The 15,926-nt window shown below is 55.1% G+C and carries 11 protein-coding genes; all 11 read left to right on the forward strand.

Annotation, left to right across the window (positions count from 1 at the left end):
- Positions 1-10 precede the first annotated feature (10 nt).
- The 11 genes from HYD27_RS14145 (at position 11) to HYD27_RS14195 (ending at position 15,762) form a co-directional block, all read left to right on the forward strand.
- Complete coding sequence (locus HYD27_RS14145) at positions 11-1,201, forward strand: Acg family FMN-binding oxidoreductase (RefSeq protein ID WP_219216126.1); 1,191 nt, start codon at positions 11-13, stop codon at positions 1,199-1,201.
- Positions 1,202-2,963: 1,762 nt separating this feature from the next.
- On the forward strand, positions 2,964-4,295 hold the full coding sequence (cmr1, locus tag HYD27_RS14150) for a type III-B CRISPR module RAMP protein Cmr1 (RefSeq protein ID WP_219216128.1): 1,332 nt from the start codon (positions 2,964-2,966) through the stop codon (positions 4,293-4,295).
- Positions 4,274-6,109 (forward strand): type III-B CRISPR-associated protein Cas10/Cmr2, encoded by a 1,836-nt coding sequence (cas10, locus tag HYD27_RS14155; RefSeq protein ID WP_219216130.1) that lies wholly within the window; start codon positions 4,274-4,276, stop codon positions 6,107-6,109. Before cmr1 ends, cas10 begins: the two co-directional genes overlap by 22 nt.
- Positions 6,078-7,325 carry a type III-B CRISPR module-associated Cmr3 family protein gene (locus HYD27_RS14160; RefSeq protein ID WP_219216132.1) on the forward strand — a complete coding sequence of 416 codons (1,248 nt, stop codon included), beginning with the start codon at positions 6,078-6,080 and terminating at the stop codon, positions 7,323-7,325. Before cas10 ends, HYD27_RS14160 begins: the two co-directional genes overlap by 32 nt.
- 14 nt (positions 7,326-7,339) lie before the next feature.
- Positions 7,340-8,251: a type III-B CRISPR module RAMP protein Cmr4 gene (gene cmr4 / locus HYD27_RS14165; protein ID WP_219216133.1), complete on the forward strand. Its 912-nt coding sequence runs from the start codon at positions 7,340-7,342 to the stop codon at positions 8,249-8,251.
- Entirely contained in the window at positions 8,248-8,613 is a 366-nt protein-coding gene (cmr5, locus tag HYD27_RS14170) for a type III-B CRISPR module-associated protein Cmr5 (RefSeq protein ID WP_219216136.1), read from the forward strand. Before cmr4 ends, cmr5 begins: the two co-directional genes overlap by 4 nt.
- Before the next feature lie 13 nt (positions 8,614-8,626).
- Positions 8,627-9,427: a type III-B CRISPR module RAMP protein Cmr6 gene (gene cmr6 / locus HYD27_RS14175; RefSeq protein ID WP_219216138.1), complete on the forward strand. Its 801-nt coding sequence runs from the start codon at positions 8,627-8,629 to the stop codon at positions 9,425-9,427.
- Positions 9,428-9,661: 234 nt separating this feature from the next.
- Complete coding sequence (gene licT, locus HYD27_RS14180; RefSeq protein ID WP_219216139.1) at positions 9,662-10,495, forward strand: BglG family transcription antiterminator LicT; 834 nt, start codon at positions 9,662-9,664, stop codon at positions 10,493-10,495.
- Positions 10,496-10,617: 122 nt separating this feature from the next.
- The gene (locus HYD27_RS14185; RefSeq protein WP_219216141.1) at positions 10,618-12,543 is read left to right on the forward strand and encodes a beta-glucoside-specific PTS transporter subunit IIABC; all 1,926 of its coding nucleotides are present in this window, start codon (positions 10,618-10,620) and stop codon (positions 12,541-12,543) included.
- A 2-nt stretch (positions 12,544-12,545) separates the two neighbouring features.
- On the forward strand, positions 12,546-14,003 hold the full coding sequence (ascB, locus tag HYD27_RS14190; RefSeq protein ID WP_219216143.1) for a 6-phospho-beta-glucosidase: 1,458 nt from the start codon (positions 12,546-12,548) through the stop codon (positions 14,001-14,003).
- 349 nt (positions 14,004-14,352) lie between these two features.
- Positions 14,353-15,762, forward strand: coding sequence for a discoidin domain-containing protein (locus tag HYD27_RS14195; RefSeq protein WP_228745130.1), 1,410 nt, complete (start codon positions 14,353-14,355; stop codon positions 15,760-15,762).
- The last annotated feature ends 164 nt before the right edge of the window (positions 15,763-15,926 follow it).

Below are 15,926 nucleotides of genomic sequence, written 5' to 3' on the forward strand. Positions count from 1 at the left end.
GGAGATGGCTATGAGCAAGCCTGCCAAAATATCAATGATTGTACTAATATCGGTTGTTGTTCTGCTCGTCCTGCTCGCCGGAGCAATATTCACGGCGAGCGGCGTATTCAAGAAAGCCAGGTATCTGGACCCCTGGAAACGGGATTATGCCGGTCAATTCGAAGACCCGAGGGTGCAGCTGGCGGCTTACGGCTTACTTGCCGCCAACGGGCACAACATGCAGCCATGGAAGATCCGTCTGGACCAGCAGAACCCGCTCTCCTTCTACTTGTACACGGACAGTGCGCGTCTCGCGCTGGAATCCGACCCGCTCGCCAGGCAAACCCTGGTATCGCAAGGCACCTTTCTGGAATACGTGCGGGTTGCCGGTGAACAGCTGGGGTATCAGGCGCAGATCAAGCTTTTCCCGGACGGGGAATACGATGAGCAGAACCTGAGCGAGAGCATGGACCAGAAGCCCGTAGCGGAAATTACGCTGGTGCAGGCGGAGGCAGCGCCAAATCCGCTGTTTGACTATATGTTTTTGCCGGATACCAACCGGATGGCCTATAAATCCGATCCGCTGACCGCACAGCAGCGGCAGCGTCTGGAGCAGACCAATGCGGACGGGGAGCTGGCGTTAACCTTTCTGGAAAGTCCGGCGGACATCCGGAAGCTGGGAGAATACGGTGTCGAGGGAACGGATATTGAAACCGGGCTTGCCCGCATGAATGACGAATCGGCAGAGATCTTCCGTTCGAATGAATACCAGAAGAACAAATACCGGTACGGATTTTCGTTTGAAGGCCAAGGCACCACAGGCATAATGAAGCATCTGCTGCAAGGCATGATTACGATTATCCCATCCTTCAATAATGAGGCGGCTTCCACCAAGCTGGCTGTCCAGGCCGCCCAGACGGCAGCCGACCATTCTCCGGCGTATGCCCTGATCCTCAGCGGCGACAACAGCCGCACAAGCCAGGTAAAGGCAGGCATGCTGTACAGCCGCCTTATCCTGGCCGGACATGAGCAGGGCCTGGTCATGCAGCCGCTGAGCCAGGTGCTGGAGGAATATCCTGAGATGAATGGGCCTTATGCCCGGATTCATCAAGAGTACGCTCCGGGGGGTGAAACCATCCAGTTCCTGATCCGCATCGGCCAGCCGACGGAGGATACTCCGCTGAGCATGAGAAGGGAGGTTACCGAGCTGATTGCAGAATAAGCGCGGCAACCGCCGCTGCCCGGTCCTGCAATCAAGGAGCAGACGCGCCCCGCGGGGCGCGTGAATTGAAGCAGCCAAGCCTGAACAAGCAGCATTATTATTCAAGCGCCGCTTCTCCTGCAGAAGCGTAGATTGACACGGCCCTGACAGCCCTGTACAGCCATATCCCGTAACCGCTCCCCATGCGGGAGTGTAAATTGCAAGAGCGAAGTCCCGGAAAGCGCAAGTTATCCGCTATAGTATTTGAACCTGAAAAGTTAAAATGGTCTATCAGCTGCCCATGCTGCTGCAGATTTCTGGTTTAGGAATTATGAATTACTTTTATTGCAGATGAAAAAAAATGAAGCGAAGTGGAATTAGGTAACTACTCAGGTACAGCATTTTGATTTTAAAGGCTGCTTAAATACTTTATGTTGTGTTTTTTATCTACTTAAATTTGAGTTTGCACCTATGTTTCAGGCAACACGACCAGATAAACATCTACATGTAGTGCTTCAAATCCCAATTGGTACAAAATGCACTATATGGGTACCTAAGTAGTAACGGAATTAGTGAACCTAAATGGACTGAATAGCTTGCGGTAGAGGGAATAGCGGGAAAAAGGTAACTTATTTTAAGTGTATTCCCCTGAAAGGGGGAGAACTCGGATGATTTAGGTATCCTTTTTCCCACTAACGCAAGCGAAAAAGGGAATGTGGGGATGATTAAGTTCACTTTTTCCGCTTGGGCTTCACACCGGGTTTCAGCAGGCCGCCTGAACCTGAAATCCATAACAGCTGCGCTGCCCGATGAAGGACCTGTAATCTTATTCCAATCAGGAAACCGGGCTATAACAGCGGCCGGAAGAACCCTCTTAACCGCAGCGGACTTCGTTCACATCGTCAACCGCTGATTTTGGTTTTGAGCCAAAAAGGTAATTTTAGTAAAAAGGTAATTGAATGTATAGGAATGGAACCGGCGAACCTGAAAACGCTGATGGAACGCAAGGAGGTTCATAGGGAACGGAAGCGAAGTGGAAAAAGTAACACTAATGGGCTGGAATTCTGGCTTCAACGGGCTTTAGTGGGAATTTGTACACTTAATAGAGGCCCACTCCCTCCAAATGGCTGATTTCAGCCGGATTAGTTGTACTTTTTCCCACTGGGGATGATCCGGAATCCGAATGCGCTGCCTTAGTTGTACTTTTTCCCACTAGGGATGATCCAGGATACGAATGCGCTGCCTTAGTGTTCCTTTTTACCACTAAAATGGCTGCCCTTTTTATGAATTTGCTTCAAGTTCATCTTAATGTAGGCGTATTCCCCGTAAGGGGGCGAAACGGATCGGTTAGGGGGCCTTTTTCCCGCTATCGCTGGCGAAAAAGGGAAAGTAAGGATTAAGTTTCCTTTTTCCACTTGGGCTTAGCCGCCGGGTCTTAACAGGAAGGTCTGGAGGGATCGGGGAGGAAGAGCTTCAGCCGGCCGGGGGAACCGGAGAGCCGGGGAACCGCAGCCGGCCTTACACCTGAAACCCTGACAGCTGCGCTGCCCGATGAAGGACGGCGTAGCCGTTATGTTCAAGAATTTATATGTTTCACGCTATCAATTAGCCTTATCTTTCGCGCTGAAACGGATACCGTCCTTATAAGGACGACGAAGCCGTTTCCACTTCTTCATCTATATCATTACAGAACACTAAAATTCCTCCACCGAGGTGAGCAATGTCGAATGAAAAAAGCGGCTCCGGGGGCAAGCGGTCCGAGATTCGGAGCAGGATGAAGGCCATGGAAAAGAGGCATGTTTTTTCGCATGAAATTTCAATCATCACTTCAATGTTTGGCGGCAGCCACAGCCCGGGCATTGTGGATAAGGAGCTGCCGGTCCGAAGCACGGCGATTCGCGGGCATCTGCGGTTTTGGTGGCGGGCTACCCGGGGGGCGGCCTGCCCGGATGCCGAGGAGCTGCACAGGCAGGAATCAAGAATTTTTGGCAGCAGGCTGTTTCCAAGCCCGGTGAAGATATGGGTGGATCAGGTAAGAAGTGTCACCGGCTCCCATGTGATGCCTGTAAAGGACCGCTTTCCCGCCTATGTGGCCTTTCCGTTGAAATCAAGTCTCGCTTCAAGACAAGCTGTAAAGGTGCGCAGCGCCAAAAATATACCCTGGATCTATTTGACCGGCTGCACCTTCCGTTTGAACCTGCGTATTGAGGCGTGGAGAATCCGCAATGAATCCGCACGGGCAAGCCTGCTGACTCCGGAGGAGCTGCTGAAGGAGCTGAAGCCCGCACTCTGGGCCTGGATTAATTTTGGCGGAATTGGCAGCCGGACCCGCAGGGGATGCGGGAGCCTGTATTCCAGTGACTTCTCGCCGGCGGCCTCCGGCACTGCCATAGAGGATTGGTTCTTGAGATGCCAGCAGGAGTATGGGCTGAAGCTTTTGCCGCTGGGGGAATATAAAGAATGGCCTACGCTGTGCCGGACCCTGCAGGTGCAGACAGCTCCAAGTGAAAGATTCAAAGCCTGGAATGAGACCATCAGCGCGTACAAAAGCTTCCGCTCGTTTAAGCCGAATAACCGGCGGAGAAGCGGGTGGCCGGAGGCGGATTCGCTGCGCAATATCACCGGCATGGCGGAGCGCAGCCATGCGCAGTCCCTGACGGTTGAGCGGCGGACCGGACAGGCTTTTCCCAGAGCCCAATTAGGAATGCCGATCGGTTTCCGCTTCAAATCCTCACGTGAAGCGGCGTGGACCCACCAAGAGCCCGGCGACACCGAAATCGTGCCTGCCTCCGGGAGCCGGCTGGCTTCCCCGCTGCTCCTGAAGGTGCTTGCGGTCAGCAAGGAAGAAGGGTATGGCCTCATTGCCATTCTGAATCAGCCGCCGATCCAAGGCTTGAAGCTGCGCCTGAGCGGAGCGGCCAATGAGGCTTTGGCAAGCAGGCTTAAGGGGCTGATGCTTTCGTCAGAGGTAGTCTACCCCGCCTTAAGCTATAAGGACCATCCGATGAGCAAGCACTCATTGGACTCCGGTTGTTCCAGGGAAACCACACGCTCGGCGGTTGAAGCTTTTTTGTCCTCGGAAGGAGTGCGCAAATGGAAAAACAGTGGATCATGATCATCGCCGTCGGTCCGGTGGAGGATTTCATTGCCCAAGCGCGCACAGCCCGGGATCTGTGGTTCGGCTCCTTCCTGTTGTCGGAGCTGGGCAGAACAGCGGCCCGCTGCCTGTGCCAGGAGTATAATGCCAAGCTGGCTGCTCCCTATCTGGCCGGGGGAGCAGCCGCGGAACAACCGGCTATGCTGCACAGGGGACATCACATTGTTGGAGTAATAACGGCGGCCGACCCCCGGGAGGCAGCGCTGAAGGTGCGCCGGGCCGTTGTTCTGCAGTGGCTGAAGTATGCAGGGCAGGCCAAGGCGGAGCTGGCCGGCTGCATCAGCCCGGAAATGTGGGAAAGACAGGTGAAGGACTTTATCGAAGTATTCGCGGCATGGACCCTGTTTCAAAATGGGCAAGGGTACGCGGAGGCGCTGGGTCGGACAGAGCAGCTGCTGGCTTCAAGGCAAACGCTGCGGGATTTCCGGGCGAATGAGCCGGCCAAGCTGTTCGGGGATACGAAGTCCAGCCTGTATGCCGGCCGGGAGTCGGTGCTCTATGCGAACGCCTTTGCCGGCTATGCCAAGCTTGGGATTGCGAAGGGAGAGCATCTGGATGCGGTCTCGCTGACCAAGCGGCTCTCAAGGTTCATGGGGGAGCCAAGAAGCCTCAGGACATGCTGTGATGTGGCGTTTCACGCTTTCCGGGAGAAGCTTCGGGAAGCCGGCAATGAATGGAGGCGGGACGAGGCCGCGCGGTATGCTGAGGCTGTCCGCACTCTGGGCGAAGGGCGGATGGCATTGCGTGAACCGGAGCCCGCCAAGGCTCTGTGCGATTCGCGGTTCTTTTACAATGAACTGGTCGATGAAGCTGTTGCAGAGCTGTCCGGCCCGTTGCTGCCTGCGGATCGGCAGCAGGAAATAGCCGGCCTCATGAAGCGGCAGCTGGCACAGCTGTATAAGACAATCCGGCAACAGCCGTCGCCGTATTATGCCCTGCTTACGGGAAGCATGGATCAGCCCGGAGTTCCCCCGGGCTCCCTGGATTCGCCGGAGCAGCATCAGGCGTTCATGCGCCGGCTGGCCCTGCTGGCTCTGGACACGGAGGCTATTGCAGAGCAGGCTCATGGAGGACAGATGATCTACAGCGGCGGGGACGCGTTCATGGCTATTGTTCCGGTGCAGCGTTGCCTCGAGGCGGTCCTGGACATCCGTCAGGCCTTCACTGCTGCAATGGAGAAGGCCGTGCCGGACAGACAATCACGGCCAACCTTGTCTGCCGGAATGGCCATCGCCCATATCCGGGAACCGCTGGCAGAAGCCTTGCGGCGCGTCAGACTGGCAGAAGAACGGGCGAAGCGGCAGGGGGATGGACTTGCGCTCCATAATTCCGGGCGAAGCGGCGGCGAGGGGAGGATGATTGGTTTATCCTTTTCCGGGCACGGGCAGCCTGTTGAATGTCTGAAGGCCTTGCAGCGCCTGTGCCGCGAAGGGCGGCCCGTTTCTTCTTATGTCCGCGGGCTAAGAGAGCTTCATGATGTGTATGCGGACTTATACAAGGCTCTTCCTGCCTGGAGGGAACAGAATAATATCGGACATTTGCTGTATAAGGAGATTCGTCAATTGGAACGCAGGATGCATCCGGCAGCGAGGGGAACTGTTCAGGGCGATGCGGAGTGGCTGCATATTATTTTCGGAATCCTGACACAGGCCGCCGGCTCTTTGGAGGCGCTGGACAGGCTGAACACGCTTGCGGAGCTATGTTCCCTGGCAATAACATTGGAGGGAGCGGGGGACAGGGATGAGGCGAACCTTTCAGATTCAACCGCTTGACCCCATTATGATCCGTGACGGCAAACCCTTTGGCGGCAGCTCCGGCGCGGAAGCGCACAGCATGAATGATATCACTCCCGGTGTGCTGGCCGGCTCCCTGCGGAGCATGCTGGGCAAATATATGTCCGCTTCAAGCTCGAACCAGGACGTATTTGCGTCCTCCGAGACGCTGGAGCTGGTCAAATCCCCTGTGCGGGGACCGCTGTACCGGCTGGGAGATGCCGAGTACTACCCGCTGCCGCATGATATGGATGTATGCCAAAAGGCTGGAGCAGTGAAGGTATCGATCCGGCGGCCCGGCGTTCCTTCAGCGGAGCAGGGCTGTCTCGGAACGGGCAGATATGGGGAGCATGGTGACACTTTATGGCCTGTGCAGGTTCCGTCCAGGCTGAAGCCTTGCCCCCGGGTACCCGCACTCGTGTCTGCGGAATGGATGATCCGTTGGTTATGCGGAGGTCCGGACCAGTCTGCCGCTGCCGGAGAGCTGGGCGGCTGGTGCAGCCGCCCAGCCGCCTTGCCGGGGCCGCGGGGCCTGAGTGGGTATGAAGCATTTATCGCTCCTTTTGACAAGGAGAGCCGGATGCATACGACCGTCCGTGAGGACAGCAGTGCTGCCGGAGCCCGGGAGAGGTTTGCAACAGAAGCGCTGGTGCTTCCCCCGGAGATGACTCTTCTGGCAGACATCGAGCTTAATGCTGGTGATCCGCCTGTCTTGCCGGAGAAGATGTCGTCCATTCACACACTGGGAGGCAGACGCGGGCTTGCTTACTTCACAGAGGCAGAGGAAAAGGGAGGCTGGGAGTGTCCTGAAGCCGTTCTGGAGAGTGCAGCCGGCAATCCGCAATATCTCCGTATGGTGCTGGCCACTCCGGCTTACTTCTCCAAGGGGTGGCTGCCCGGCTGGCTCAATGGACAGCTGGAATCAAGCGGCGCCTTTGACGCAAATGCCCGGCTGAAGCTGCGCTGGGCCTGTATTCCGCACTGGCAGCCGGTTTCGGGCTGGAGCTACAGGTGGAATCAGCCGAAGGCTGTCCGGCGGCTGGTTCCCGCAGGCAGTGTGTACTTCTTCGAGGTGACCAGCGGGGAACCGCTCCGGCTGGTGCAAGAGAAATGGCTGGCCTCCGTGTCCGATAAAAACCGGCGGAAAGGCGCTTTTGACAAAGAGGATGGCTATGGGTTGGTGCTTTGGGGGACTTGGTCTCCGCAGCAATGGTGAGGGGGAAAGCGTGAGTGGAGAGCAACAGCAAGCTGTATTTTGTGCAATGCCTCTCGCCGGTCCATATTGGAGCCGGGCAAGGCACGGGCATTGTGGATATGCCGATGATCCGCGAGAAAGCGACACAGTGGCCGCTGCTGCCGGGATCAAGCATGAAGGGCGTTCACCGGGAATATTTCCGGCTTCAGGGCAGAGACTACAACCAGGAATGGCTGAATGCCGCCTTCGGCAAGGCGTCCGGCAGCCGGGGGGAGCCAGGCAATGCCGGAGCCCTGGTGCTGTCGGATGGCCGGATTCTGGCTTTTCCCGTAGCCAGCCGTTATGGCACGTTTGCCTATGTCACCTGTCCGCTGGTGCTGAAAAGGCTGCGGCGGGATCTAAGCGCGGCCGGTATCGGGAGTCCCGAGCTTGATTTTGCCGCACTGGAGAGCCGATTGGCCGAAGACAGCCAAGCTGTGGCAGGCAGCTCGCAGGTTATTGCTCCCGGAATGAAGCTGTATATCGATGAGTTTACCTGCAGGGTCGCCGAGGATACACATTTTGCCCGGTGGGCGGATTGGCTGGCTGCGGCAATGTTCCTAGACGGGCTGTCCCGCCGGATGCTGACCGAGAGAATGGTGCTTGTGACCGACGAGGCTTTTCAATATTTCGTGACTGCCTGCAGTGAGATTGTTCCCCGTATCCGCATCACCCCGGACAGCGGGACCGTTCAGGACGGAGCGCTCTGGTATGAAGAATATCTTCCGGCGGAGTCTCTGCTGTATGGAGTAGTCTGGTGCGACAAAATCCATGGTCCGGTGAACGGGTTAACCGAGCAGAAGCTGCTTGCGGCCTTATCCGGTGAAGCCATGCTGCAAATCGGCGGGAATGCGACTGTGGGCAAGGGGCGAATCCGCCTGCGCTTCACGGAAGGGGGAGCAAGATGAAATCTGTGGCTCATAGCTATGCCGCCGCTGCCTTAAGCTGTGTGGAGAAGGCGGGCGCCCGCCCCAAAGCGGAGGAGTATGGGCGGTTATGCCATATTTTTCCTTCCATGGTGCTGGTGAACGGGCTGAGGCTGACGGTTGCGTATTTTCGGAGCAAAGCGGCGAAAGAAAAAATCTATGAGATTTTTCTGCGGGATTTGGGCCTGGCGCTTGAAGTCCCGGACTGGAACACGGGGATACCGGAATCGATGGCGGATTACAGGGAGTTGACCGGACGGGCGCTGAAGGCTTGTGTGTGGTTCAAACGCTATGCGGAGGCCGTACTCCGGATTGAACAAACCCATGAACACGGGGATTTCTGAAGGAGGAAGGCCAGTGAATGCCTATCTCGGCTTGACCAAGCTGGAGGGTGCCGGCAAGACCCCGGCTCTGCTCGCAGTGATCAAAAGCGCTGTTCCTCTTGAGGGAGAAGCTGACAGCAGCCCGGACAGAAGCGGATTTTTGGAAAAAGTAATCAGGGAGTACCGGAACTCCTGGAAAGAGGAGCAGCATCGTGCGTGGTATAGCCATATATTTAAACAATATTACAGCATCGGCCCCTTGCTGGCGGCGGAGCAGTGTACAGTCAAAAGTGTCTCTCCGCTGGTTATAGGCCATGGCGTCTTCTCCGTCCTGGAAACCCATCTGACCCTTCATCCGGTTTATGGCATGCCCTATCTTCCGGGAACAGCGCTCAAAGGAGCCGCAGCGCATTATTGCCACCGTTATTTGGGCGGCGAGGATCCGGATTTCCGCGAGGGAGGTTCGGCGTACAGGCTGTTGTTCGGCTCTGGGCAGCAGGCGGGCTGCATCACCTATCATGACGCCTGGGCAACGCCGGATTCGGCCGGCCAAGCCTTCAGGCTGGATGTCCTGACTCCGCATCACCAGCGCTATCATCAAATGGGGCAGCTGGACCCGGCATATGCGCCACGTGACGACGACGATCCTGTGCCCATTCCCTTCATCGCCGTTTCCGCAGCGTTTCAGGTCATGCTGACCTCCGAAGCGAATGCGGATGCAGACAACGAGTGGCTGGGAATCGCAGCAGATATTCTGCTCCAGGCGCTCGCGCAGGAAGGCATCGGCGCCAAAACCCGGGCAGGGTACGGGCGGATGAAGGCGGGCATAAGATAATGCTGCCTGTGCGGGTTAAGCCTGAGATGCTGCCGCAGCTCATCGAGACCGCCCGTCCGGAAATCCTTTGCGGGGCGGATTGCGATCTAACGGTTGACACCGTTTTCAGCTTGTGTTAAATTGTTTCCGAGGCTTGTTACCGGTAATGCGGGCAAAACCACAGTGGAAATGATCTGTTCATCGCCACTGTAGTTTTGCCCTTTTTTATTCCTCAAAAAAACGGGTGGGTTTAATGTGATTATCAAACAAATCTTCAACAATAACATCGTCAGCACACTCGATGAGAAGAACCAGGAGCTGCTTATCCTCGGCCGGGGTATCGGCTTCCAGTTCCGTGCGGGCGACCCTATCGACGAAGCGCGGATTGAGAAGGTGTTCCGCCTTCAGGATTCCTCTATTTATGAGCGCTTCAAGGCGGTTGTCACGGAGATGCCGATTGAGATTCTGCAGGTGACCGACGATATTGTCAGTCTGGCGCGCACGCAGCTGAACAAGCAAATCAGTGACGGGATTTATGTATCGCTGTCGGACCATATTCATTTTGCGCTGCAGCGGATGGAGCGGGAGCAGATTGTCCGCAACCCGCTGTCCTGGGAGGTCCAGCATTTCTACAAAGCTGAATATGATGTGGCCAAGGAAGCGCTGACCATCCTGCGGGAACGGCTCGGGGTTGATTTTCCCAAGGATGAAATCTGCAATATTGCCCTCCATTTCATCAATGCCGAGGTCAATGATTCCATGAACGATGTGACCCATCTGATGCAGCTGCTGCAGGAGATTATGAATATCATCAAATATCATTTTGGCGTGGATCTGGATGAGGACAGCGTCAATTATTTCAGGTTCATTACACACCTCAAATATTTCTGCCAGCGGGTTATTACCCATTCCAGCCACGATGATGCGGAGGAATACCTGTATAAGGTTGTCCGGAAAAATTATCCCGAAACCTTCAAATGCATCCGCAAGATTGAAACGTTTATCCAAAAGAATTACCAGTATGCCATGACGCATTCCGAGCAGCTGTATCTGACCCTGCATCTGGAACGGCTGATGAAAACCAAATAACCAAGGGGCTTGTTACTGTTCGATCAGGCAGAACCCGGATGAAGCACGGCGGGACGCGTTAATGCGCGGACACCCTGTGTTCATTCGGGTTTTTTGGTTACCAATATTAGGAGGGAAATACAATGAAGCACCGGGAAACAGCCCAAAGAATCGTCGAATCTGTGGGCGGAGTCTCCAATGTCAATTCAGTCTACCACTGTGTAACGCGTTTGCGTTTCGAGCTCAAGGACAACACCAAGGCCGACCAGGCCGCACTCAAAAAACTGGATATGGTCATGGGCACCAATATTTCCGGAGAACAGTTCCAGGTGATTATCGGAAACGACGTTCCCAAGGTCTACGATGAGATGGTGAAGGAATTCCCGGCCCTGAAGCAGACGGCCGACGGGAACAAAAAGGAAGGGGACAAGAAGCAAAACGTCATTCTGAAAATTTTCGAAACGATTGCAGGCGTATTTGCCCCCATGCTGCCGGCCATTACCGCCGCCGGTATCCTCAAAGGGCTGCTTGCTTTGTTCGTAACGCTGGAATGGCTGTCTGCCGGAACGGATACGTACCGTATCCTCTCCGCCATCGGGGATGGCGTATTCTACTTCCTGCCGATGCTGATTGCCTTCAGTGCAGCACGGAAATTCGGCAGCAATCCGTATATTGCGGTCGGCGTCGGCGCGGCGCTGATGTACCCGGATATGGGCGCATTGCTGTCGAGCGGTGAAGCGGTATCCTTTCTGAGCATACCTGTTACCGCCGTTTCCTACGCGTCCTCCGTGATCCCGATATTGCTGGCGATCTGGCTGCTCTCCTACGTGGAGAAGACCGTGGACCGCTTCGTGACGCCATCCTTGAAGCTGCTTCTGGTTCCGCTCATTTCGCTCCTGATAATGGTTCCGGTAACGCTGATTGCCATCGGGCCGCTGGGAACCTTCATCGGTGACGGGTTGTCCGGCGGCATCAACTGGCTGCTCACCGAGGGCGGACTGTTCTCCGGGATCGTGCTTGGCGGAGCCATGGCCCTGATTATTATGACGGGGATGCACTATGCGCTGGTTCCGGTCATTATCAGCAACCTGGCTACGCTTGGCTTTGACAAGTTTCTCCCGCTGACCTATATCTCCAATATGGGACAGGCAGGTGCGACGCTGGGCGTGTTCTTCCGGGCAAAGGATAAGAAGCTGAAATCCGTGGCCTTGTCCACGAGCTTTACCGCCTTAATGGGCGTAACCGAGCCGGCGATGTACGGTGTGAATATGAAATACAAGAAGCCGTTCATCGCGGCAATGATCGGGAGCGCGGCGGGCGGGGGCTTCGCCCTGGCGTTCGGTGCCAAGGCTTATGCGCTGGCCGGCAACGGCGGAATTCCCGGGCTGCCGGGCCTGGTTGGGCAGACCTTCTGGTACGCCTTCGGCGGTATGGCAATTGCCTTTGTCATCGCAGCTATTGTCACTGTAATGCTGGGTTTCAAGGAAGAGGCGGATGATGCGGCGCAAATCTCCGGCAGTATCACGGTTAAGCCGGCAGACAAGAATCCGGCTGCCCCGGCTTCCGCAGAGGCTGGGGTGGAAGCGGCGTCGGCAACAGCCGATGATACGGCGTATTCCCCAATGACCGGGAAGGCTATTCCGCTGAAGGAAGTCAACGATCCTACCTTCGGGGATGAGCTGATGGGCAAGGGGATTGCCTTTGTGCCATCGATCGGCGAGCTTCTGTCGCCAATCAGCGGCACCGTGATGAATGTGTTTAAGACGAAGCATGCGATGGTAATCCGCAGTGCCGCCGGAATGGAACTGCTGATTCATGTCGGCATCAATACGGTGAAGCTGCGCGGGCAGTTTTTTGAAGCCCATGTGCAGACCGGGGACCAGGTGGAGGCGGGCGATAAGCTGCTTACCTTTGATCTCGAGCAGATTGCCCTGAACTATGACATTACGACCGCGATGGTTGTTACCAATACCGCGGACTATGGGCAAATCCTGCCGCTCAAGCTGGGTGAAGTAGAAATAGGCCAGCCGGTGCTGAAGGCGGAGCTATTTAGGAGAGGAGAACAATAACTATGCAGCAAGGATTTCCGGAAGGCTTCCTGTGGGGCGGCGCCATTGCCGCGAATCAGGCGGAGGGAGCTTTTGACGCAGACGGCAAAGGGTTGTCGACAGCCGATATGGTGCCCTATTTCAAGAAAAAGGACTACACCAATCTCAAAGAGCTGATGCATGTCACCAGCGGTTCCATCGAACGCGCCATGCGGCATAATTCGGCCGAAGGTTATCCGAAACGCTATGGCATCGATTTTTATCACCGGTTCAAGGAGGACATTGCGTTGTTTGGCGAGCTGGGCTTTAAGGTGTTCCGGATGTCGATCAACTGGGCGCGTATTTTTCCCAATGGCGATGATGCCGAGCCGAATGAAAAAGGGCTGCAATTCTATGACGCGATGTTCGACGAAATGCGCAAATTTAACATTGAGCCGCTGGTGACGCTCTCCCACTACGAAATGCCGATGTCCCTGGTGCTCAAATACGGCGGCTGGAAGAACCGGAAGGTCATCTCTTTCTATGAGAAGTATGCCAAAACGGTAATGACAAGATATCGGGACAAGGTGAAATACTGGCTGACCTTCAATGAGATCAACACCACCGTCATCGAGCCGTTCACCGGGGGCGGCGTGGTGGAGGACACGGTTGAGAATATCCGCGAGGCGTCCTACCAGGCGCTGCATCATCAATTTGTGGCCAGCAGTCTGGCGACCCGCAACGCCCGGAAGATTAATCCCGGATTCCGGATCGGCTGCATGCTGGCAAGAATGATTCATTATCCGGCGACCAGCAGTCCCGAGGATGTGCTGCAGGCCCAGATCGATAACCAGCTCAACCTGATGCATACGGATGTTCAGGCGAGAGGAAGCTATCCTCCGTTCATGAAGCGGTATTTTGCGGAAAATAACATTCAGCTCGCCACCGAGCCCGGGGACGCGGAGCTGCTGCGTGAACATACCGTGGACTTTATCTCCTTCAGCTACTACACCTCCCTGATCTCCACGGTCAACCCGGAGCAATACGGCGTAACCGGCGGCAATTTGTTCAGCACGGTGAAGAATCCGAATCTGGAGATTACCGAGTGGGGCTGGCAGCTGGACCCGGTTGGCCTGCGCATTGTGCTGAAGGAGCTGTATGACCGCTACCGGCTTCCGCTGTTCGTCGTGGAGAATGGTCTTGGAGCCAAAGACAAGGTGGAAGAGGACGGCTCCATTATCGATGATTACCGGATTGATTATTTAAGAAAGCATATTACCCAGGTGCGGGAAGCGGTCGCGGACGGCGTTGAGGTCATGGGCTATACCAGCTGGGGAGCCATTGACATCATCAGCGCCTCTACCTCTGAAATGTCCAAGCGCTATGGCGTGATTTACGTGGATCAGGACGATGAGGGGAACGGAACACTTGCCCGGATGAAGAAAAAAAGCTTCTACTGGTATAAGAAAGTCATCGCCTCCAACGGCAGTGACCTGGAATAACCCGGCTGCAGGTCAGCAGAGAAACCTTGGAATAAAACAGTATGCATCTAGGATATATCTAGGTTGTATACTGTTTTTTTTATTTATTGTTTGTTTAGGGAATTCTGAATTTCCTTTGCTGTGGATAAGGTGTGTATAAAGCTGGGGATAAGTTGGGATGCGCGGTAGCCGTGCTGAACCTGCGGGTTCTAATTTTTGCAGGAGGAAGCGCCAAATTTGGGGCTGACCGAGATCGCGGAGGCAGGGGAAGGTGAATAAAATGAAGTGGAGTGGAATTAGTAAACCTAAATGGACGGAAAGCTTGCGGTAGAGGGAATAGCTCGAAAACAACACGATTGAAAAGGTCGATTTGCTGGCGATTGCCAACTTTAATTACACTACGCCGTCGGCTTTTCAGGATGAGGTGGACACGTATAATCTGTGGCAGACCAATATTTATATCGGCCACAACTATATGCGCAATATCGGCCAGGGGGCCATTGACATCTGCGATGCCAAGGATGCGGTCGTTGAATACAACGTCGTCGACGGCTGGTCCCGCCGCTACAACGCGGAGAGTGCCGGGATCTATCCGTGGAAATCCCGCAATGTGGTCTTCCAGAACAATGAGGTGTACGGAGGGCCGACAACGACCGGGGCGAATAACGGAGACGGGACGGCTTTTGATTTTGACTCCCCGAATGCGGATATTGTCTACCAGTTCAATTACACGCACAATAATCCGATGGGCTGGATGTCGTACCTGGGCAGAAGCAGTAATAATATTGCCCGATACAACATCAGCGATGACAATGCGGCTTATCTGATCAAATTCGGCTGGTTCGATGTCGACACTTCAGCCACATATTTTCTGAACAATGTATTTATTTATGACGGGGCAGTGACCAGATTCACCAGCTCCAATGCCAATCTGGCTTCAACTTATTTCAAGAGTGTCCCTTACTATTTCTACAACAATGTTTTTTATGATAAGAACAGGCCGTCCTCCAGCTTCTGGCCAAGCAGTCCTGGCGCTTACGGAACGGCAGTCTTCAGAAACAATGCCTTCTATGTCGCGAATGGAGGCCACGCCGCCGGGGAGCCGAATGATGCCGCCAAGGTCATTACGCCGCCGCAAATGGTCAATCCGGGCCAGGCGCCGTCCGCCGGCTCCAACGGCTACACAAGCGGGGCTACAGTCTGGAACGGGTATAAGCTGCAGGATACTTCTCCGCTTATCAATGCAGGTCTGTATGTGCCGCAGATTGGCACCAAGGATTTCTACGGCAATACCCTGTACAACGGTTCCGCGCCTGATATCGGCGCGTTCGAATCGGCAGTGACAGGCGGACCGGCAGAGCCGGTGTCCGTAACCGTGGGAGGAACGGTTACAGCAAGCTCAACCAGCAGCCCTTCCGGGGAGGAGAAGGAGAAGGCGTTTGATGCCAACCCTTCCACCAAGTGGCTGATTACCACGAACTCCGGGTGGATTCAATATCAATTTGCCGCCGGAGTCACACAGACGGTAACCTCCTATTCCATTACTTCAGCCAATGATGTACCGGGCCGGGACCCGAAGAGCTGGACCTTGCAGGGCTCAAATAACGGCACAAGCTGGACGACGCTGGATACGAGAATCAACGAAGCTTTTGCAAGCCGCTTCCTGAAGAAGACGTATACGTTCAGCAATGCCGCCGCTTATACTTACTATCGCTTAAATATATCTGCTAACAACGGAGAACCGCACATGCAGCTGGCGGAAATCGGACTCTACAACTAACTTTATTCAGAGGCAGCCTAAGGTGCGTCATGGACGGACCTCAGGCTGCCCCTTCCTTGCAGGGCAAACCTGTACAATTTTAAGATGTGCCTTAGAGCTGACACGGGTAGTCAGAAAGCGTGCAAATACCGCTTAAAATCCTCCATGAACATCCTCCCTTTTGT

Source organism: Paenibacillus sp. S150 (genome assembly GCF_019352175.1).
Taxonomy (GTDB): domain Bacteria; phylum Bacillota; class Bacilli; order Paenibacillales; family Paenibacillaceae; genus Paenibacillus_AQ.

Bases quoted from the DNA above. Each gene is read 5' to 3' on its own strand.
- ascB (WP_219216143.1), top strand. From the start codon at position 12,546: ATGCAGCAAGGATTTCCGGAAGGCTTCCTGTGGGGCGGCGCCATTGCC.
- cas10 (WP_219216130.1), top strand. From the start codon at position 4,274: ATGGAAAAACAGTGGATCATGATCATCGCCGTCGGTCCGGTGGAGGAT.
- HYD27_RS14145 (WP_219216126.1), top strand. From the start codon at position 11: ATGAGCAAGCCTGCCAAAATATCAATGATTGTACTAATATCGGTTGTT.
- HYD27_RS14160 (WP_219216132.1), top strand. From the start codon at position 6,078: ATGAGGCGAACCTTTCAGATTCAACCGCTTGACCCCATTATGATCCGT.
- cmr5 (WP_219216136.1), top strand. From the start codon at position 8,248: ATGAAATCTGTGGCTCATAGCTATGCCGCCGCTGCCTTAAGCTGTGTG.
- cmr1 (WP_219216128.1), top strand. From the start codon at position 2,964: ATGGAAAAGAGGCATGTTTTTTCGCATGAAATTTCAATCATCACTTCA.
- HYD27_RS14185 (WP_219216141.1), top strand. From the start codon at position 10,618: ATGAAGCACCGGGAAACAGCCCAAAGAATCGTCGAATCTGTGGGCGGA.